The sequence below is a fragment of the Luteibacter sp. 9135 genome, from assembly GCF_000745005.1.
Classification (GTDB): Bacteria; Pseudomonadota; Gammaproteobacteria; order Xanthomonadales; family Rhodanobacteraceae; genus Luteibacter.
In genome coordinates, this window is record NZ_JQNB01000001.1 from 1,481,208 (window position 1) to 1,500,762 (window position 19,555).

The following is a 19,555-nucleotide window of genomic DNA, read 5'->3' on the forward strand; positions in this document are numbered from 1 at the left end:
CCGCCGTCGTCACCCGATACTAACAGCGTCGGCACGACGCCGCGAGACGGACTTCGGGCCATAAGCGGGCATAATCGCGGCATGACCGACACCCCGGACCTGACCTCCCTGCGCCGCATCGGCTGGCGCGAGGCCACGCTACCCGCCGACCGGCGCCGCCTCGCCCGCGTGGTGGCGCAGCATCGTGCCGGCTACGAGATGCACGACGGCTCGTCCGCGTTCAACGCGCAGCCGGCGGGGCATTTCCTGAAACGCGGCCTGGATCCGTCATTGCGACCGGCCGTCGGCGACTTCGTCTTCCTCGACCGCGCCACGCACCCGGTGATCGAGGAGGTGCTGCCTCGCCGCTCCGTGCTCACGCGGGCCGCCGCCGGCGAGCGCTACGAACGGCAGATCATCGCCACCAACATCGACTACGTGCTGGTACTGACCGGCCTGGACGGCGACTTCAACCCGTCGCGCATCGAGCGCTACCTCACGCTGGTGGAAGGCTCCGGCGCCCGGCCAGTGGTGCTGCTCAGCAAGGCGGACACGGGCGTGGACGTCGACGCGGCGGTGTCGGCGCTCGTCGCCCGCCTGCCGGACGACGCCTCCGTGCACGCGATCAACGCCAAAGACCCGGCCACGGTTCCCCTGCTGGCGTCCTACCTGGGGCCGGGCTCCAGTGCCGTGCTGGTCGGCTCGTCCGGCGCGGGCAAGTCCACCCTCACCAACACGTTGCTCGGCGAGCAGCGCATGGCCACCAATGCGGTGCGCTCGCACGACAGTCGCGGTCGTCACACCACCACGCATCGCGCCCTGCTCAGCCTGCCCAGCGGCGGCTGCCTGATCGACACGCCGGGCATGCGCGAACTGAAGCTGACCGGCGAGGAAAACCTCGACCTGTTCGCCGATATCGAAACGCTTGCCGCGCAGTGTCGTTTCGCCGACTGCGGCCACGGCAACGAACCCGGTTGCGCGATCCAGGCGGCGCTCGCGTCCGGTGAGCTTTCGCCGCAGCGCTGGCGCAATTTCCTCAAGCTCCACGACGAGCGCGAGGAACAGGCGGCGACGCTCGAGGCACGGCTGAAGCGCAAGGCCGCGCCCAAGCCCGCCGGCAAGCCTAAACGCGGCGAGTGGCGACGCGGCGACAACTAAGGCTGACTTTCGCAGCGCGTCCAACCGACATACAGCGCTCCACCCACTGAATAAGTTCACTTCCTCTCATCGCGAGCAAGGAAGTGTCCATGATCGTCTCCCACGGCCGGCGCCATGCGCTGGCGGCCGCGCTGTTCACCGCTTTGACCACACCCGCAGCGGCGGCGGATTTTCCGTACGGCATCCTTGTCCAGAGCGGTTCGGCCCTGTCTCTCGCCTCGGGCGACATCGTGTCGGTCAGCGGGACGGCCACCGGGCGTGCCATCACGGTCGCCTCGCGAGCCTCGTTCGACGCCACGGGTGCCGCCGTCAGCAACCGCACCAGCGGCAACCCGGCCGGCTATGCCTACGGCTTGCTCGTCTTCGACGGCAGCGACTCGGACATGCAGGGCGGCGCGATCACCATGCTCGGCGATCGCGCGGTGGCCGTGCAGGTCCAGGGCGCCTCGCGTGCCGTGTTCCGCGATATCGATATCGCCACCGCCGGCAACGGCAGCCTCGGCATCGCGGCCGTCGGCGGTGCCGACATCGATGGGCAGGGCACACGCATCGAGGTGACGGGGACGGACAGCACCGCCGTACTGGTGCGTGGCGGCGCTCACGTCGGCATCAGCGACGGCGACGTGCTCACGCGGCAGGCCCATGTCGGTGCCGTGGTAGTGGATGGCATGGGATCGACCTTCACCGCCCGGCGTAGCCGCATCGCGGCGCAGGGCGAACAGGCATGGGCGATCACCGGGACGGGAGGCGAGGTCCGGCTCCATGCCACCCGGCTGGAGGGCGCCGGCGGGGTTTTCGGCAGCCGGGGCCCGGGTGCCGACCCACTGCGCGTGCACCTGATGGAGGGTTCCCGCGCCGTGGGGCATGTCGAGAGTGGCCGTGCCGCGCTGTTGCTGCGGATGGAGGACAGCGAACTGGTCGGTGACATGCACCGCCGCGGCACGGGTGAGCTGGATGCCGGGCTTACGCGGTCGCGCTGGATGGGCCGCGCCACGGGTGTGGATCGCCTGCGCCTGGACGCCAGCGACTGGTCCGTCACCGGGGAGGCCGATGTCGGGCAACTGACACTGGCGGGGGCGTCCACCGTGGCCTTCGCCCAAGCGGGCACCGGCTTCGCCAGCCTGCGTGTCGGTCGCCTCGACAGCACCGGCGGCGAGGCGACGGTGCGCCTGCGTACACGGCTGGATGCCGGTGGCGCGATGGCACGCCAGGCCACCGATCGCCTTCTCGTGCAGGGCGATGCCCTCGGCACCACGCGACTGGACATCGTCCCTGCCGGTGGCCGTGGCGCCGCGACCGCGCCGGGTGCGGGTGGCGGCATCAGCGTCGCGCAGGTGGGCGGTGCGGCCAGCGAGGCATCGTTCCGTCTGGCCGGCGATTACGTCGTCGTCGGGCCCTGGCGCTATGGCCTGCACGCGTACGCTCCTGGCGAGGCGGATGCCTCGCAACGGCGTGTCGCTGGCAACGGCAGCGATTACTGGGATTTTCGCCTGCAGAGTACGCGGATCGACCGGCATGGCCGCGCCTTCGGCCTCTTCGGGCGGTCGTTGCCGGTCGACGCGGCGGACGATGCATCGCACCTGCCAGTCTCGCGCGCCGCCCTTGCGCCGCAGGTGCCTGCCTACCTGGCGCTGGCGGGAGCCTTGTTCGGCCATGCGCGTGCATCCCTCGACGCCGCGCACCCGGACGATCTCGCCGCCGCGCACGATGCCGCGCTGCGCGTACGCGGCTTCGGTGGTCATACGCGCTACCGGAGTACGTTGCCCTTCGACCGCTTCGGCGTCGACAGCCAGCGCAGCGACACGGGTGTGCAGGTGGCGGGCGACCTCGTCGCCATCGAATCCGATGCATCGCACACGCGTGCCGGTATCGTCGCCAGTGTCGGGCGTGCACGCATCGCGCCGCGCGCGGTCGACGGCGTCGGCTCGGCGCGTTCGGAGAGCCGCGCTCTGGCCCTCACCTATGCGCTGCGCGCTGACGCAGGCTGGCGCGTGGATGCGGCCTACGCGGTCAGTCACCATCGCGTGGCGGTACGTAGCCACCCGCGGGGCGAGGCCCTCGCCCGGCTGCGTGCGAACGGCAACGATGCATCGCTGGCCGGCACGTTGCGATGGTCGCCCACGTCGTATCTGGCCGTGGACCCAGGGGCGTCGTTGCTGTGGCAGCGCCAGCGCTTCACCTCCGCGCAGGACCGCGACGGCATCGTCGTCCGCCTGGGTGCGCCGGAACGCCTGACGCTTCGTGCCGGCATGCGCGCCGCGCTGGCCTTCGTACCGCACGGCTACTGGCTGTCGGCCTGGTCCGCCCACGTGTATGCGGGCTATGCGACCACGCGCGACACCGGTACACAGGCCGTTCTCTCCGGCATCCGCTTCGCCACGGGCGGGGGTGGCCGCCAGGTCGACCTTGCCGCCGGCATGTCGGCGGAACTACGCGGCGACATCACCCTCTCCGTGGATATCGATCGACGCGTCGCGGTCGGCGGTGCCGGAGAGTCCGGCCTGGCACTTCGCGTGGGACTGGCCATGACGTTCTGAATACGTGCCGGTCCGCCGTCAATAGGTGATGGTGACCGTGACGATATCGCTGTAGGTACCTGCCCGCGCCGCCGTCTGTACGGGCAGGCGGCCATACACGGTCAGTGTCTGTTCGGCACCGGTGCCGGTGCCCGTGGCGGTATCGGTGTTGAGGGATGCGCCCCAGCGCAGCGTGCGTGCGGTGTCCCGGTAGAGTTCGTAGGTGACGAAGCGGGTGCCGTCGGTCATGCGTCGCGTCGTGCCCGATGCGTTGCTGCCGTTGTCCAGGCCCACCTGGTAGGCGGCGCGGTTGGTGCAGGTGGCGCGCAGCAGCGAAGTCTGGTCGGTGACGGTGCGCAACAGCCCGGGCACACTGCCGAAGTTGAGGTCGGTGGCGGTGCCGAACGTGCAGCGGGCGGCGACGTTCGCCGTGGTGGTCATGGACGGCGCGGCCACCGTCTGCGCGGCGACGGTGCCGCCAGCGCTGCACGAGGCGGGGTAGGTGCCGATGGTCAGCAAGGCTTCGTTGTAGCTCCAGGTCAAGGAGTTGCCTGTGAGCGAGCCGAGCAGGTTGCCGCTGTAGCTACCGGGCGACAACGTGCTTTGCAGCGCCGGTACCTGCCCGTAGATCGTGAGGCTGCCGGTGAGCGTCGCGCCGTTGGACAGGATGCCGATCTGCCGCGTGAAAGCCTGCGGCGTGTAGGTCGCATGGTTTACCCGCCCCCATATCGATGTGAGGCTCGCGTCCTTGAATACCTGGTATTGCATGCGATCGTTGTTGGCGTTGACGATCGTACGGGGCGAAAAATTCGCCAGGTCGTCCGTTCCCAGGCTGACACACGCGGATATGTAGCTGCCGTACAACGATCCGAGCACGCCGGAATAGGTGCAACTGTAGTTGAGCGTCGCCGTGGTGGTCACGGACGTGCCGGTCGGGTCCACGGGGCCGAACGCGAGGTTGCTGATGCTGGTAATGCTGCACGTCGTCGTCGTGTCGGCGCGCGGCGACGCAAGCAGGGCAGCGAAGGCCAGCAGCATAAAGGCAAGCCACTTCATGGCGTGGCCGCCTTGCAGGTCAGCGGACCGAGTTGCGGCAGGTCGTGTGCCTGCGCCGGATAGGTGAGCGTCGCATCGCAACGCGCACCGCCGGGAAGGGTCACGTCGAGCGGTGTGTCGCCGCCCTGCAGGTTGTCGAGGTACACCAGGCCGTCGTAGCCGACGACGGCAGGCGACGATGCATCGCCTGTCGCCACGCTTGCCCCCACCGGCAGCGGCTGCCCTGCCTCGTCGACGAGGATCGCCGACGCCGCGCGCACCCGCTTCACGGGAAAACGCACCACGACGCCGGCGCGATCGGAGGGCGCGACGATGGTTTCCACGCGTTGCACGCGCTGGTCGGCCGGGAGGTCGATCGGATCGATCGCCAGCCGGTTGTCCTGGTAGGCCATGAGTCGCGACACGAGCAGCAGTCCCCGGCTGTCGGTCACGCCGGTGCGCCGGTTTTCCAGGAGCACCGGAATATCCGGTGTGCCTTCCGTCGTCACCAGGGCGAAGGCGTCGTCGATCCGGCGTGCGGCGAAGGTGTGGCCGCCCATCAACACGAGCGCGCCGTTGGCGTCGGCATACGCGTAGGATGCGGCGCCGAAATTGCTGGCGCCCACGGTCAGCTGGCCACGGTTGCCCAGCCAGCCCAGCTCCGCCAGGCCGCCGCCGGTCGATCCGCTGCGGCCCTGCACATGCCAGCCAAAACCACCGTCGCCGTCGATCGGCCGGCTGGCATCCACGATGCCGAAGGTGCGGTCGCGATCGCGCTGCACCGAGGTACTCCATGTCGTGCGCTGGTCGAGCGCCATGGTCGCGCCGATGAAGAAGCTGCGGTCGGCTGCGATGTCCAGGTTCTGGTTGTAGCTGGCGTTCAACGAGATGCCGCGGCCGATGTTGCGCAGCAGGAACATGCCGGCATAGCGCGTGGCCGGCTGTCCGTCGTAGCGCAGGCGGACATAGTTCACGCCGAAACTGGATGCGTGGATGTTGAAGCCGAGAAGGGCACGGTCACTGGCACGCGGTGGCGGCGACCCGTAGCCGCTGGCGACGTCGTCGTAACGTGCGTTGCCGCGAAGCGTGTCTATCGAGGCATTCACATGGCTGCCGTTCCACGACAGACCCGCACCGTATTGGGCGCCACCACCGCGCGATCGGGCATAGGAGCCATTCAACACCAGCGCCCCGGTCGGGTTCCAGACGAGGCCGCTGCCTGCCGTGCCGCGTCCGTCGCCCGCCTCGGTGTGCGACTCCAGCGTCAGCCGGTCGGTGATGCCGCGCCGCCAGGTCGCGCTGGCGACCGGTTCGCTCCCATAGGCGAACGAATCGATGCCGTAGGCCTCGCGCACCGTGCCCAGTTCGACCGACCAGTCCGACAGGCCGGCACGCAACAACTGACGCGCGGCGTAGAAAGGAAAGGTCACCGTGCTGCTCCTGCCCAGCGCGTCGGTGAGCACCACCTGCGCCTGGCCGGCCTGGTCCACGCCGGGTACGGCGGTGAGCTGGAACGGGCCGGCGGGCACCTTGCCGTTGTACTGGCGGATGCCGTCTATGTAGAGCTCCACCGAGGACGGCGCGGTGGCCTGGCCGAAGAACTGCGGCAGCGGCGTCGTCACGCGATAGGGCTGCAAGGCGAAGTCCGTGCCGTAGGCGATGCCGCCGATCCGCGTGGCACGCGACCAGGACAGGGCGCCGGTAAAGGTGTCGCCGATAGTCAGCGTCTGCGACCGGTCGGGGAACGACAACCGCCATTGCGTATCCAGGCGTACGGTATCGCCCTGCCAGCCGACGCCGGACGTCTGGTAGCGACGACTCAGCGAGGTCGTACTCAGCACGCCCAGGCCGTCCGTGAACGCACGCAGCTCGGCCAGGCCACTGACGTTGCTCGCGCCGCCACCGTGCGCGGCATACACGTCGTAGTTGAGCAACAGGCCGGTCCCGCTGGAGGCACGCGTCGCACGGCGCTCGGGCACGTTGAGCACTTGCATCGGCAGGTTCAGCTGCCCGGTGGGCACGTCGATGTTCACGCGCTGCTGGGCGACATCGTAGGTGTAGCGTACGTCGGGCATGTCCGGCAGGCAGCGTTGATCGCTGCCGGGCGGGAGCACGAAGCCCAGACCACGCAGGTCGGCGACCTGGGCGCAGAGTGCCTCGCCACGGCGGATGAAATGCACCAGCGCCTCGGTCCGCGTGCCGTTGAGCACCACTTCCAGGTAGAGGTCTTCGCCGGCGCCGCTCTCCCGCGTCGCCACGGGCGGCGGCAGGGCACCGGGCGCGGTCGCATGCCCGTCCGCGTTCGCGCTGCCAGCGGCCAGGACCAGCATGCTAGTGGCCGTCCGTGTCCACCGCCAGCGTCGACTCGGACGGCTCACCGTTGATCCTCGCACGCAGGAGACCATCCGCGTGCCGCGCGTCCGGTGGGAGCTTCCAGCGCATCGTCGCCCCGGGCAGTGCGTAACCCGCCAGGCCGGGCAGCAGCGGGGTGCGATGGCCCTGCCTGCCTTGCCACGCCAGGTCGGCGACCTGCGCATGACCGTTGCCGCCGTTGTGAATGCGCAGGTGAGGACCGTCCGCGTCGCTCTCCCACGTTGCATGCAGCGCCGCTTTCATTGTCGGGTCGCCCACCGGTGCCAGGAACACCGGCACGGAGTAGCGCAACACGAACTTCAGCCCCGGCTTGTCGCTGGCGTCCACCGGCAGTTCGTCCACGATCACGCGGTAGGCGGTTTCCCTGCCGTCCGCCGCCGGGGCGACCTGTCTGATGACGCGCACCAGCTGGCGGTCGCCGGGGGCGATAGTCACCATCGGCGGGCTCACGACCAGGTCGCGAGAGGGCGTCAGCACATCCTTGCCGTCCGCCTGGGTCCAGCGAAACACACGCACCTGCGCATGCAGCGATTCGGTGCCGGTGTTGGTGAGCCACAGGGCTTCGGCGGGTGTCGAGGTGGCCAGCCGCAGTCCGATGGGCGACACCTGCAGGCCACTCGCGTGGATAACGCACGCCATCGAGGCCAGCGCGCCGGCTATCGCCACGCGGAATGGCCAAGGGCGCACCGTCAATAGGTGATGGTGGCGGTGATGACGTCGGCGTAGCTGCCGGCGGGGAAGTTGCTGCTGGGCACGCGGCCGTACACGGGCACGGTCTGCACCGTGCCGCTGCCGGTGCCGGCGTAGGTATTGCCGCCGGTACCCGTGGTGCTGCCCCAGACATCCGCGGACGTGCGCGTGGCCGCGCGGTAGAGCTGGTAGGGCACCTGCGCCGTGCCGCTGCTCATCTTGCGGGTGTTGGCGTCGGTACCGTTCTGGCCGTTGTCCAGCGCGATGGTATAGGGCGCACTGGGCGTGCAGTTCACGTTGAGCGCACCCTGGTTGTCGGTGTTGGTCGCGGTGGACGGCTGCGTACCGAAGTTGACGTCGGTCGGCGCCGTGGTGCTGATGTCGCATGCCGCGGTGATGGTCACGCGCACGTTGAACGTGGTGGTCGCCGTGGCGGCGTGCACAGAGGCGGCGGCGACGGAAAGCGCCAGCAGGGTGGCGGTGGTGGCAATAAGGCGGAAGGACATGGTGCTCTCCTGGGGCGGTGCGACGCGTCGTTTTATCGGCGCTTGCCGGCATGTGCTCCCGTAGGTTGCAAGGATCGGGGAAGCAAAGCTCCCGTAGGCGTGAAGAACGCCATCACGTGCCGGAACGACCTGACGATGCCGAAAGCGTCCATGGATATGTAAAGTTTGCTTGACATGATCGCAGTGTCGGCCCAGGATGCGTGTCAAGCGTGCTTGACACGCTCCATGTCTCACGGGAGGTTCGTCATGTCGCACCACGTCACGTTTCGCCTTGCAGCGCCCGCTATGGCCGTACTGATCCCGGGCCTGGCCGGCGGCATCCGGGTAGGGCGCGACACCATCGTGGCGCTCGCCGATGTCATCCGCGCGCACTGACGGGAGACCGGCGATGGCCATGCGTGCCGTACACAAGCGTTACCTGCGCGAGTTCTTCCCGGCGATGGTCGCCTATGTGGTGATCCTGTTCGTCTCGGTCGGCTGGCTGAAGACACTGGAAGGCACGGCGGCCCGGGCGATCGTCACCCTGCTGCCGACCCTGCCCATCGCCTTCGTCATCCGCGCCATGGTCCGGGTGATCCGCGACCAGGACGAATTCGAACGGCGCATCGACCTGGAGGCCATCGCGATGGCGGGCGGTATCGGCGGCTTCGGCTTCTTTACGTTCGGCATGCTGCTGCATGCGCACGTCATCGCCGCACCGCCAGCCGAAGCCATCGCCATCTGGGTGCTGCCCGTGCTGATGGGGCTGTTCGGCATCACCAAATGCGCCGTGCGCTGGCACTACCGCGGCGATGCATAACCGTGTCCGTGAACTGCGCACCGCGCTGGGCTGGTCGCAGGCCGACCTGGGCGAGAAGCTGGACGTCTCGCGGCAGACCGTGAACGCGGTGGAGACCGGCAAGTACGACCCCAGCCTGCCGCTGGCCTTCAAGATCGCGCGCCTGTTCGCGTTGCCCATCGAATCCATTTTCGTCCCCGAGGAATGACGGCATGAAACGTCCCCCACGCATCGCCATCATCGTCGTCCTGCTCACCACGGCGATGGCGGGGCGGCACATGGTGATGTCCCTGCATGACGCGTCCGATGCCCATGCCTCCACCCCGGCGGCGACGCACACCGCGGTGCCAGCGGCCACCAATCCCGCGCCGCCGCGCGTCTGGCGCCTCGGTTCCGTCGAGCTGAAGCCGTGCGAGTTGCCGCAGCCACACTCGGGCCTGTCGACCGCCGCGTGGTGTGCGCCCTTCGTGGTGCCGGAAAACCGCGCCGAGCCGCACGGTCGCATGCTCACCCTGCGCCTGGCCGTGGTGCGCAGCAGCGCCCAGGTGCCGGCGGACGACATGCTGGCCTTCATCGCGGGCGGTCCCGGCCAGTCGGCGGCGGAAAGCTACTCCGGCATCGCGCCGGCCATGGCCCCGCTGCTGGCCCATCGCAACCTGCTGCTGCTCGACCAGCGCGGCACCGGCGCCTCCCATCCGCTGAGCTGCCGCGACGACGAGCCGGGCGCACCGGCAGGCGCGGCGGAGGTGCACGGGTTCGATGCCGGCGCGGTGCGGCGCGAGACGCAGCATTGCCTCGACCAGCTGTCGCAGGATGCCGACGTGCGCTTCTACACCACCACCGATGCCGTGGCCGACCTGGAGGATGTCCGCCGTGCGCTGGGCTCGCCGACGTTCGACCTGATCGGCGTGTCCTACGGCACGCGCGTGGCACAGCAGTACGCCATGCGTCACCCCGACGGTTTGCGCACCCTCGTGCTGGACGGCATCGCCCCCAACGCGCTGGTGCTGGGCGAGGACTTCGCGGTCAACCTCGACGCGGCGCTGAAGGCGCAGTTCGCTCGTTGCGAGGCGGACGACGCCTGCCGGGCGCGTTTCAGCGATCCCTACCAGACCCTGTTCCAGTTGCGCGACGCGCTACGCGCCAACCCGCACATGGTCAGCTTCCGCGATCCGCAGAACTATGCCTCGGTGAAGCGCGTGTTGAGCGAGCACGCCCTGGCCACGGTGGTGCGCATGTTCGCCTATTCGCCGGAAACCGCTGCCTTGCTGCCCCTGTCCATCGACGCCGCCGCGCGGGGCGATGTCGGGCCCCTGCTGGGCCAGGCGAAGCTGCTCACGGGCGACCTGGGCGACACCATGGACGGCGGCATGCAGTATTCAGTGATCTGCAGCGAAGACGGCGACCTCCTGCAATCGCGTCCGCAGGACAAGGACACCATCCTGGGCGACACCATGATCGAGGCGTTTCGCGCGGCCTGTTCCGTCTGGCCGCATGGCACGATGCCGGCCGACTTCCACCAGCCGCTGAAGAGCGCGGTGCCCGCCTTGCTGATGTCCGGCGAATTCGACCCGGTCACGCCACCGCGCTACGGCGACGACGTGCTCAAGGGCCTGCCCAACGGCCGCCACCTGGTGCTCCGGGGCCAGGGCCACAACGTGATCTCGCGCGGCTGCATGCCACGCGTGCTCGACCATTTCATCGACACGGCCGACGCGAAGGCGCTGGACGTGACGTGCCTGGAGCGGCTGCGCCCGCTGCCGGTGTTCGTCGGATTCAACGGAGCCACGCCATGATCGAGGTAAGGGACCTGCACAAGGCCTTCGGCACGGTGCGCGCCGTGAACGGCGTGAACTTCACCGCGCGCGACGGCGAGATCACCGGCCTGCTCGGCCCCAACGGGGCGGGCAAGACCACCACGCTGCGCATGCTGTACACGCTGATGCGGCCCGATGCCGGACAGGTGCTGGTGGACGGGATGGATGCCTACCAGGATGCGCTTGCGGTGCGCCGGCGCCTCGGCGTGCTTCCCGATGCGCGCGGCCTGTATAAACGGCTGACTGCCGCGGAGAACATCGATTATTTCGGCCGGCTGCACGGCATGTCGTCCGACCTGCTGGCGCGACGTCGCGAGGTCCTGATCGACGCGCTGGAGATGCGCGACATCGCCGATCGCCGTACGGAGGGTTTTTCCCAGGGGCAACGGGTCAAGACGGCTATCGCCCGTGCGCTGATCCACGATCCGCGCAACGTCCTGCTCGACGAGCCGACCAACGGCCTGGACGTGATGGCGACGCGCGCCATGCGCCGCTTCATGCGGCAGTTGCGCGACGAAGGACGCTGCGTGCTGTTTTCCAGTCACATCATGCAGGAGGTGGCCGCGCTGTGCGATCGCATCGTGGTGATCGCGCAGGGTCGTGTGGTCGCCGATGAAACGCCCGCCGCGCTGCTGGCGCAGACGGGCCAGGCCACGCTCGAGGATGCCTTCGTGACGATCATCGGTACCGACGAAGGACTGGCCGCATGAGCGCGTTCTCCGCGGTGTACTGGAAGGAAGTGCGCGAGAACCTGCGTGACCGGCGCACGCTGGTCAGCGCCCTGGTCACCGGGCCGCTGCTGGGTCCGATCATCTTCATCATGCTGATGAACGTCATGACCAATCGCGAGCTGGCCAAGGTCGATCGCAACATCGATGTCCCGGTCATCGGCGCGGAACTGGCGCCCAACCTGATGGCGGCGCTGAAAGGGGCCGGCATCGACGCCGATCCCGGCATGGCCGATCCCGAGAACGCCGTGCGCGAACAGCGCGCCGATGTCGTGGTGCGCATCGCGCCGGACTACGCCAAGGCGTGGAACAAGGGCCAGAGCGTGCAGGTGGAACTGATCTACGATTCCTCGCGACGCGACGCGTCCACGCCCGTGCTGCGCGTACGCAGCGTGGTGGAAAGCTACGGCCGCCGCGAGGGGGCGATGCGCCTGATCGCGCGCGGCCTGTCGCCCACCACGGCCTGGCCCGTGCAGGTGGCCGATCGCGACCAGGCCACATCGCAATCGCGCTCTGCGCTGATGTTCTCGTTCCTGCCGTACTTCTTCACGCTCACCGTGTTCCTCGGCGGCATGTACCTGGCCATCGACCTCACCGCCGGTGAGCGCGAGCGCCAGTCGCTGGAGCCGCTGTTCGTCAATCCGGTAGCGCGCTGGAAGATCCTCGCCGGCAAGCTGGCGGCGATCTGCACGTTCTCGCTGGTCAGCCTGTTCCTCACCATCGCCGCGTTCATGACGGCGCCGTGGTTCATCCCGACGGAAAAACTCGGCATCGCGCTCGACCTGGGCCTGCGCTTCGGCGCCCAGGTGGCCTTGCTGATGCTGCCGCTCATCCTGCTGCTGGCTGCGTTGCAGTCGCTGGTGTCGGCCTTGGCCAAGAGCTATCGCGAGGCGCAGACCTACCTGTCGATCCTGATGATGATCCCCATCGTGCCGAGCGTGCTGCTCTCGGTCGTTCCGGTGCGCGCGGAACCCTGGATGTACGCGGTGCCGCTGCTGGGCCAGAACCTGGGCATCGTGCAGCTGCTGCGCGGCGATGGCATGCCCGCCTGGCAGATCGGCACCTGCCTTGCCGGCGGTTTTGCCGCCGCGTTGCTGGCCACGCTGGGCGCGGCCCTGCTCTACCGTTCCGAACGCCTGGCGATTTCGGCCTAACGCCAGCGCAGGTCCACGCCGACCAGGAACGTGCGGCCGGGCGCGGGTTCGTCGTAGCGCCCGTTACCGTCGTTGACGATCACCGAGCCGACCACGTGCCGGTCGGCAAGGTTGTCCACACGGGCGAAGGTGTTGATCCGCCACGGGCCATCGTCCACGACATAACCCGCCGACAGTCCGAACAGGGCGTAGCCCGCCGCCGAGGCCGTGCCCAGGTCGTTCGCCGAGGTCGCGCCCATCGCGTTCATGTCCAGACCCGCCTGCCAGCCGCGCTCGGCACCGTACGTCAGCGCGGCATACGCGGTGGATCGCGGCACGCCCGGAATGCGTGTGCCGGCCGCCACCGGCGTATCGGGCGCGGCGCAGCCGGTGCTCGCGCAGGTGAGGAACGGCGTGCGGAAACTCGCCTGCAGGCGCGTATAGGCCGCGACGACGTGCAGGTCCGGTGCGATCTCGCTCTTGAACGAGGCCTCGATGCCCTGGCGTCGCGAGCGCGCGATGTTCTGGTAGGTGGTGCGCCCGCCGAGGTTGGTCGCCACGGCCAGTTCGTCGTCGCTGTCGGCGCGGAACAGGGCCAGCCCGGCTTCCGTGTGGTCCGAGGGCTGCAGCTTCAGGCCCACCTCGCCGTTGCGCGAGCGCGAGGGCCGCAGGTCGAAGGCCAGGCCAGCGCCGCCGTCGGCGCGATAGCCCAACTCGGAGAACGTCGGGGTTTCGAAGCCGCGACCCCAGTTCGCATAGACGTGCGCCCACGGCGTCGCGCGCCACAGTACGCCGAACACCGGCGTGGTGGCGCTGTACGTCGTGCTGCCGCTGTCGTCGGGATTGCCGGCCACGATGTAACGATCGGTGGAACGGAAACGTACCTCGCTGTGGCGCAGGCCGCCCATCAGGCTCCAGTCGTCGGCCACGCGCCAGGTGGCCTGTGCGTACTGGTCGAAGTCGAACACACGGTCGATCTCGTCGCGTCGCTTGTCACCGCGCACGCCGAGCGTGCCGCCCACGAAGTTGTTGTAGCCCTGCCGGTGCTGTGTCTGGTTGTCGTAGGCGACGCCGGCGGCGATCTCGAAGGGCCGGCCGGCCAGCGTGTCGCTCCAGGTCCAGCGGGCGTCGCCGCCACCGTACTCGTTGGCAAGGTCCACCACACCGCCCGAGTTACCCGGCTGCGCCACCTGCGTGGCCTTGGGTATCGACAGGTACTGGGTCACGCCACGCTGCCCGTAGTAGCCCATGACGCGCAGGCTGTTCGCCGCGTCGAGCCGCTGGTCCCAGATCAGCCCGGCCTGTTGCTGGTCCGCCGATTTGCGGGTGTCGTAGGTGTCGGCCACGGTGGCGACCTGGCGCGGATCGGCCTTGAACTGCGCCTTCGTCAGCCCGAGCGGATCCTGCGCATCCGGTATGTCCACCGTGTTGACCACCAGGGTGAGCTTCGTGTCGTCGTCGATCTTCCAGCCGACCTTGGCATTGCCCGATTCCCGCCGCGCGGCGCTGTGGTCGCGGTAGCCGCTGGTACGGAAATGGCTGAAATCGACGTTGTAGTCCACGGGGCCGTCGACGCCCCGCGCGTTCACGGACGTGCGCAGGTTGCCATTGCTGCCGCCGGCAACGCCGAATCGTAGTTCCGGCGGCTCGGTGCCGTCGGCGGTGAACACCTGCACCACGCCGCCCGAGGCATTGCCGTAGAGGGCTGAAAACGGGCCGCGCAATACTTCCACGCGCGCCGCCGAATCCAGGTTGAAATGCGACACCTGGCCCTGGCCGTCCGGCATCGTCGCTGGAATGCCGTCGGTATACAGGCGGATGCCACGGATGCCGAAGGTGGATCGCGCGCCGAACCCACGGATGGAAACCTGGGTGTCCTGCGCGTAATTCTGTCGATCGCGCGCCACGATGCCGGGAATGGACTGCACCCGTTCGGACAGGTTGACGTCCAGCGAGCCGTCGGGCGGGGTGGCCACCACGTCGATGGCCGCGGGAATATCGTAGGGTGCCTGGGCGGTGCGGGTAGCCGTCACCACCACCGGTGTGAGGGTGGCTTCCTGGGCGGAGGCGGTACCCGCCAGTGCGATAAGCACGCCCGCGGCGAGCGGACGGAAGGGGGACTGCGACATACAAAAATCCTGCGGGGCGGGCGCCCGGGGAGGCCTGGCATGCTGCACTGCAACCGGTGTAGCGGTGGTGATGCCCCGTGCTAGCCTTCCGGGCCACATCCCCCAAAACGGTGTCGCCATGAAGAAACTCGCCTTTGCCTGCGCCGGCCTGCTCGGTCTCGCGCTTTCGCACGCCGCCCTGGCTGCCGGCGCCCAGCAGCCGACCCGCGCCGCATCGTCCACCGGCATCGACGCGACCAGCGCCGCCCAACTCGACAAGGCCGTCGCCGGGAGCTGGCGCTCGCCGGAGAACAAGGCGCGCGACATGTATCGCCACCCGCAGCAGACGCTGAGCTTCTTCGGCGTGCGCCCGGACATGACCGTCATTGAGATATGGCCGTCCGGTGGCTGGTTCACCGAGATCCTCGCGCCCTACCTGCACGACAACGGCCACTACATCGGCGCGGTGGAAGCGGGCTCCAAGAGCACGGCGGCCCTGCAGAAGAAGTTCTCCTTCGCTCCGGCGCAGTACGGCAACGCGAAGATCATGGAGTTCAACCACAAGGCGCCGGTGCTGGGTGCGCCGGGGTCGGCCGATCGCGTGCTGACCTTCCGCAACGTGCACAACTGGGCCGCCGACGGCAGCGCCGAGGCCATGTTCAAGGCGATGTTCGCGGTGCTCAAGCCCGGCGGCGTGCTGGGCGTGGAAGACCATCGTGCCGATGCCGGCAAGAAGCTCGACGACGTGGTCAACTCCGGCTACCTGCCGACCGACTACGTGATCAAGCTGGCCACCGATGCCGGTTTCAAGCTGGACGCGCAAAGCGAGATCAACGCCAATCCGAAGGACGACCACAATCATCCCAAGGGCGTGTGGACCCTGCCGCCCTCGTTCGACATGGGCGACACGGACAAGGCCAAGTGGCAGGCCATCGGCGAGTCCGACCGGATGACCCTGCGCTTCGTGAAGCCCGCCGCCGCGAAGTAACGTGCTGGTCGCGCTGAACAAGCCCTTCGGGGTGCTGTGCCAGTTCACCGACGCCGCCGGCCGGCGCACGCTGGCCGATGTCGTGCCGCACAAGGGCGTGTACGCGGCCGGCCGGTTGGACCACGACAGCGAAGGCCTGCTGCTGCTCACCGACGACGGCAAGCTGCAGCATCGCCTGGCCGATCCGAAGCACAAGCAGCCGAAGACGTATGTGGTGCAGGTGGAGGGTGTGCCGACGGAAGACGCCCTCGACCGGCTACGCCGCGGCGTCACGCTCAACGACGGCCCCACGCTGCCGGCCGGCGTGGCGGCGATCGACCCACCCGACTGGCTGTGGCCACGCGATCCGCCCGTGCGCTTTCGCAAGACGGTGCCGGATGCGTGGCTGCGCATCGTGCTGCGCGAAGGGCGCAACCGGCAGGTGCGGCGCATGACGGCGGCCGTGGGATTGCCCACGCTGCGCCTGATCCGCGAGGCCGTCGGCGATTACCGACTCGACGGCCTGGCCCCGGGGGCCGTGCGGATCATCGACCCGACGCGTCAGACCGAGCGATAAGCGGTGACGAAGGCGGCGGCGCGTTCCCGCGTTCGTGACACGGGCTGACCGGGTTTGTAGAGATCACTGCCCAGCCCGGCCCCGATGCAGCCGGCGTCGAGGAACTGGCCCAGGTTTTCCGGGGTAACGCCGCCGACCGCCAGCAACGGCACGTCCGGCGGCAGCACCGCACGGATGCCCTTGATATAGGAGGGCCCGAGGATCGACGACGGAAACAGCTTGAGCGATTGTGCGCCGGCAGCCAGTGCCGCAAACGCTTCCGTTGGCGTCATGAAGCCGATGGCGGTATAGAGGTTGCGCTCGCGCGCCTTGCGGATGGTGGCCGGATCGGTGTTGGGCGTGACCATCAGGTGGCCGCCCAGGTCGGCCACCTGGGCGGCCGCCTCGGGCGACAGGACGGTACCCGCACCGACCAGGGCGCGTGCACCGGCCGTTTCCACCGCGAGCGGGATGCTGCGCTGCCAGTCGGGCGAATTCAGTGGGATCTCGATGGCGTCGAAGCCTTCGGCGATCAGCGCCTCGACATGGCCGACTACTTCGTCGGGGGTGATACCGCGCAGGATCGCGATGAGCGGCAGAGCGGTGGGCCAGCTCATGACTGCACCTCGTGGCCGTAGCGTGCCTCGGGCAGGCCACGCCCTCGCGGCGGCGTGCCGATGAAGATTGCGCCGTTGAGCGGCTCGTCGCGGACCGTGGCCTCGTCGATGCCCTTGTGCGCGGAGGTGATCACCATCTGCGCCAGGTCCGTCCCCGCAAAGCTGACGCAGCTGGGCTGGCGCGCGGGCAGCGGAATGATCGTGTCGATGCGCCCGTCCGGCGCGTAGCGGACCACGCGCGACGCGCCCCATTGGGCGTTCCAGAGGAAACCGTCGGCATCGATGGTGGAACCGTCCGGCTCGTGGCCCGCATCCACCTCGGCAAAACCGCGGATGCGATCCACCTCGCCGGTGTCCGAATCGTAGTCGCAGGCCATGATGCGAGCCGTCGGTGAATCGGTGAAGTACATCGTTTCCCCGTCGGGACTGAAACAGATGCTGTTGGTGATCGCGGCCTTGGGCAGGGCCAGGCGGCCCAGCTGGCCGTTCTTCGTGTAGCGCCAGAACGAGGCGATCTGTTCGGGCCCCCGCTCGTTCAGCGTGCCGAAGATGAAGTTGCCGCCGCGGTCGCAGCGCCCGTCGTTGGTGCGTGTGCCGGGAAGGCCGGCCTCGATGTCGTCCAGGACATGCAGGCGGCCATCGCGCGTATCGAACCGCCCCAACTGTTTCTCCATCGCCAGCAGCAGGACGCCGGGCTCGTGGGTCAGCGCGAAGCAGCCGACGCGCGCAGGCAGCACATGCTCGCGCACCACGCCGGTGGCCGGGTCGTAGTCGTGGATCGTCGACGTGGCGATATCGGTCCAGCGGACCAGGCCCGTCAGGTCGTCCCAGATCACGCCTTCGGCATGGGCCTGGCGCTGCGGGGAAAGGGGTTTGAACGAATCGGTCATCAGCGGTGTCGCCTGTGTTCTTGGGCCTGAAGGATTACGCGACCAGCCCGCGGCGACGGGCCACGGCGATGGCACCGGCGCCGGCCAGGTCGCACTGCATGTCGTCGCCGACCACCGTCAGCGTGCCGGAGAAGAAGTCGTCGTCCTCGACCAGCCGCGCGATCGCTTCGCGCAGTATGGGCTTGCCGCTGACGACGAAGCGTGTACCCGGGCGCATCCGGATCGCGCTGGAGTGTTTCAGGGTGAGGATATCGGAGGCGAGCACGGCCCCGAGCAGGAAATTGGCTCGCGCGTTGGCGTCGTGGTCCGTGAACTGGTCGAGGATGCGTACGCTGAAGCAGGTGCGTCCCAGGCCGACCCGGTGGGCGGAGGCGGCGCCGGCCCGCAGCATCTCCGCATCGATGTGCGTGGCGAAACCGTCCTTCAGCGACCCGGCCAGGATCGTGTCGTGCGAGATCACCTGCAGCAGCTCGCCGGCCAGGGTGGTGACGCAGCCGTCGATGCGACCCTCCTGGTCGATGCTGACGAACTTGGAGTGCGAGCCGGGCAGTGCGATGACCGCCGGTTCGGTCAATGCAAGGCGTTCGACCAGGGCCAATGCCTCGGTTTCTTCACCGCGCATCATGTCCATGGCTTCGACGTTGTGCAGGTCGATGGGCCCCACGGCGTTGCGCACGCCCGGCACGAAGGCGATGGGCGCGTGCCAGACACCCTCGATGCGCACCTCGCGCATGGCGGCCGCAAGCTCGTCGATGCCGGCCGGCGCGGGCACGTGCGGTATCTCGCACAGGCCCATGTTCGAGGTGATCATGCCCGAGGCCAGCACGGGGCCGATGTCGCTTTGGGTCATACCGGCGGCGAAAAGTACCCCGGCGATGGCATCGCGCAACGCCTGTTCGAGCTTGCCCGTGCTGCCGGTGATGGCGGTGTCGCGCACCCCCACCGGACGCGAGGTCAGGGCGACGGCTTCGCCGTCCTGCCAGGCGGTGACGCGGGTGTTGGTCGTGCCGGTGTCGATGGTCAGGATATTCATCACGTGTCCTCTGGAGGGCATGCGTCTTGTTCGGAGGGACTGCGCCTGGGCGTCAGCAGTCGCCCGCGGATTTCTTCCGGCGCCACCAGATCACCGCCAGCGCGATCAGCGCCGCGGCGATGGCCAGCCAGATACCGGTCTGCCCACGACGGATCCACATCGACAGCCAGGCGTGGTTGTGCGCGCCGAAGTAACCCAGGTAGACCCAGATCGGCACGCTGATGGCGGCGGCGAGGCCGTCCAGCAGCAGGAAGCGGAAGAAGCCCACGCGGTGGGTGGCGCCGGCGGTGATGAACACCGCGGTGCGCATGCCGGGCAGGAAGCGCGCCACGAACATCATGCGGTTGCCGTACTTCTCGAATTTTTCCTGCACCTTCGTGTAGCGCTCCGGCGTGAGCAGGCGGGACACCACACGCCAACTCATGATCCGCGCGCCGAAATGGCGACCCAGCAGGAACATGGTGGAATCGCCCACCAGCACACCGGCCATGCCGATACCGACCATGGTGTGCACGTCGCCGTAGCCCAGGCCCGTGATGATGCCGCCGGCGACGAGGGTGATGTCCTCGGGCAGGGGCACGCCCGCCCCGCAGAGCATCAGGGCGAAGAAAACGGCGGCATAGCCATTGCGACCGAAGAAGTCGACGAGGTCGTTGAGTAGATCCATCAGT

General features: G+C 68.6%; 19 protein-coding genes. 10 read left to right on the plus strand and 9 right to left on the minus strand.

What is annotated here, in order from left to right; genetic code table 11:
- Positions 1-81: 81 nt before the first annotated feature.
- Positions 82-1,137 carry a ribosome small subunit-dependent GTPase A gene (gene rsgA, locus FA89_RS06220; protein WP_036139250.1) on the plus strand — a complete coding sequence of 352 codons (1,056 nt, stop codon included), beginning with the start codon at positions 82-84 and terminating at the stop codon, positions 1,135-1,137.
- A gap of 89 nt (positions 1,138-1,226) precedes the next feature.
- A complete protein-coding gene (locus tag FA89_RS06225) occupies positions 1,227-3,674 on the plus strand; it encodes an autotransporter outer membrane beta-barrel domain-containing protein (protein WP_036139252.1) in 2,448 nt (815 codons plus the stop codon).
- An 18-nt stretch (positions 3,675-3,692) separates the two neighbouring features.
- Here FA89_RS06225 and FA89_RS06230 read toward each other — a convergent pair whose 3' ends face one another.
- The 4 genes from FA89_RS06230 to FA89_RS06245 are packed head-to-tail and all read right to left on the minus strand — an operon-like array spanning position 3,693 to position 8,257.
- On the minus strand, positions 3,693-4,709 hold the full coding sequence (locus FA89_RS06230) for a Csu type fimbrial protein (protein ID WP_051938576.1): 1,017 nt from the start codon (positions 4,707-4,709) through the stop codon (positions 3,693-3,695).
- Positions 4,706-7,018 carry a fimbria/pilus outer membrane usher protein gene (locus FA89_RS06235; RefSeq protein WP_036139255.1) on the minus strand — a complete coding sequence of 771 codons (2,313 nt, stop codon included), beginning with the start codon at positions 7,016-7,018 and terminating at the stop codon, positions 4,706-4,708. The genes FA89_RS06230 and FA89_RS06235 overlap by 4 nt, the downstream gene beginning before the upstream one ends.
- Position 7,019: 1 nt before the next feature.
- The gene (locus FA89_RS06240; protein WP_221174283.1) at positions 7,020-7,748 is read right to left on the minus strand and encodes a fimbrial biogenesis chaperone; all 729 of its coding nucleotides are present in this window, start codon (positions 7,746-7,748) and stop codon (positions 7,020-7,022) included.
- Positions 7,749-7,750: 2 nt separating this feature from the next.
- Complete coding sequence (locus tag FA89_RS06245) at positions 7,751-8,257, minus strand: Csu type fimbrial protein (protein WP_036139257.1); 507 nt, start codon at positions 8,255-8,257, stop codon at positions 7,751-7,753.
- A 246-nt stretch (positions 8,258-8,503) separates the two neighbouring features.
- On the opposite strand from FA89_RS06245, the gene FA89_RS20785 reads away from it, so the two are divergent.
- From FA89_RS20785 to FA89_RS06275, 6 genes are read left to right on the plus strand one after another with little or no spacing between them, the layout of a single operon-like run.
- Positions 8,504-8,632 (plus strand): hypothetical protein, encoded by a 129-nt coding sequence (locus tag FA89_RS20785; RefSeq protein WP_255349633.1) that lies wholly within the window; start codon positions 8,504-8,506, stop codon positions 8,630-8,632.
- A gap of 19 nt (positions 8,633-8,651) precedes the next feature.
- A complete protein-coding gene (locus FA89_RS06255) occupies positions 8,652-9,056 on the plus strand; it encodes a hypothetical protein (RefSeq protein ID WP_081916834.1) in 405 nt (134 codons plus the stop codon).
- The gene (locus FA89_RS06260; RefSeq protein WP_036139264.1) at positions 9,049-9,243 is read left to right on the plus strand and encodes a helix-turn-helix transcriptional regulator; all 195 of its coding nucleotides are present in this window, start codon (positions 9,049-9,051) and stop codon (positions 9,241-9,243) included. Before FA89_RS06255 ends, FA89_RS06260 begins: the two co-directional genes overlap by 8 nt.
- A gap of 4 nt (positions 9,244-9,247) precedes the next feature.
- Complete coding sequence (locus FA89_RS06265; RefSeq protein WP_036139265.1) at positions 9,248-10,831, plus strand: alpha/beta hydrolase; 1,584 nt, start codon at positions 9,248-9,250, stop codon at positions 10,829-10,831.
- The gene (locus FA89_RS06270) at positions 10,828-11,562 is read left to right on the plus strand and encodes an ABC transporter ATP-binding protein (protein WP_036139268.1); all 735 of its coding nucleotides are present in this window, start codon (positions 10,828-10,830) and stop codon (positions 11,560-11,562) included. The genes FA89_RS06265 and FA89_RS06270 overlap by 4 nt, the downstream gene beginning before the upstream one ends.
- Positions 11,559-12,734 (plus strand): ABC transporter permease, encoded by a 1,176-nt coding sequence (locus tag FA89_RS06275; protein WP_036139271.1) that lies wholly within the window; start codon positions 11,559-11,561, stop codon positions 12,732-12,734. The genes FA89_RS06270 and FA89_RS06275 overlap by 4 nt, the downstream gene beginning before the upstream one ends.
- Here FA89_RS06275 and FA89_RS06280 read toward each other — a convergent pair.
- Positions 12,731-14,842 (minus strand): TonB-dependent receptor family protein, encoded by a 2,112-nt coding sequence (locus FA89_RS06280; RefSeq protein ID WP_051938577.1) that lies wholly within the window; start codon positions 14,840-14,842, stop codon positions 12,731-12,733. The genes FA89_RS06275 and FA89_RS06280 overlap by 4 nt on opposite strands.
- A 118-nt stretch (positions 14,843-14,960) precedes the next feature.
- Between FA89_RS06280 and FA89_RS06285 the strand changes: the two genes are divergently transcribed.
- Complete coding sequence (locus FA89_RS06285) at positions 14,961-15,809, plus strand: class I SAM-dependent methyltransferase (RefSeq protein WP_081916371.1); 849 nt, start codon at positions 14,961-14,963, stop codon at positions 15,807-15,809.
- A gap of 1 nt (position 15,810) precedes the next feature.
- Positions 15,811-16,365, plus strand: a complete 555-nt coding sequence (locus tag FA89_RS06290; RefSeq protein WP_036139272.1) for a pseudouridine synthase — start codon at positions 15,811-15,813, stop codon at positions 16,363-16,365.
- Here the strand turns inward: FA89_RS06290 and FA89_RS06295 are convergent.
- From FA89_RS06295 to FA89_RS06310, 4 genes are read right to left on the minus strand one after another with little or no spacing between them, the layout of a single operon-like run.
- Positions 16,350-16,961 (minus strand): 2-dehydro-3-deoxy-6-phosphogalactonate aldolase, encoded by a 612-nt coding sequence (locus FA89_RS06295; RefSeq protein ID WP_036139274.1) that lies wholly within the window; start codon positions 16,959-16,961, stop codon positions 16,350-16,352. The genes FA89_RS06290 and FA89_RS06295 overlap by 16 nt on opposite strands.
- Complete coding sequence (locus FA89_RS06300) at positions 16,958-17,851, minus strand: SMP-30/gluconolactonase/LRE family protein (protein ID WP_036139277.1); 894 nt, start codon at positions 17,849-17,851, stop codon at positions 16,958-16,960. The genes FA89_RS06295 and FA89_RS06300 overlap by 4 nt, the downstream gene beginning before the upstream one ends.
- A 34-nt stretch (positions 17,852-17,885) precedes the next feature.
- Complete coding sequence (locus tag FA89_RS06305) at positions 17,886-18,884, minus strand: 2-dehydro-3-deoxygalactonokinase (protein WP_036139280.1); 999 nt, start codon at positions 18,882-18,884, stop codon at positions 17,886-17,888.
- Between the two features lie 52 nt (positions 18,885-18,936).
- On the minus strand, positions 18,937-19,551 hold the full coding sequence (locus FA89_RS06310; protein ID WP_036139282.1) for a DedA family protein: 615 nt from the start codon (positions 19,549-19,551) through the stop codon (positions 18,937-18,939).
- Positions 19,552-19,555: the final 4 nt, after the last annotated feature.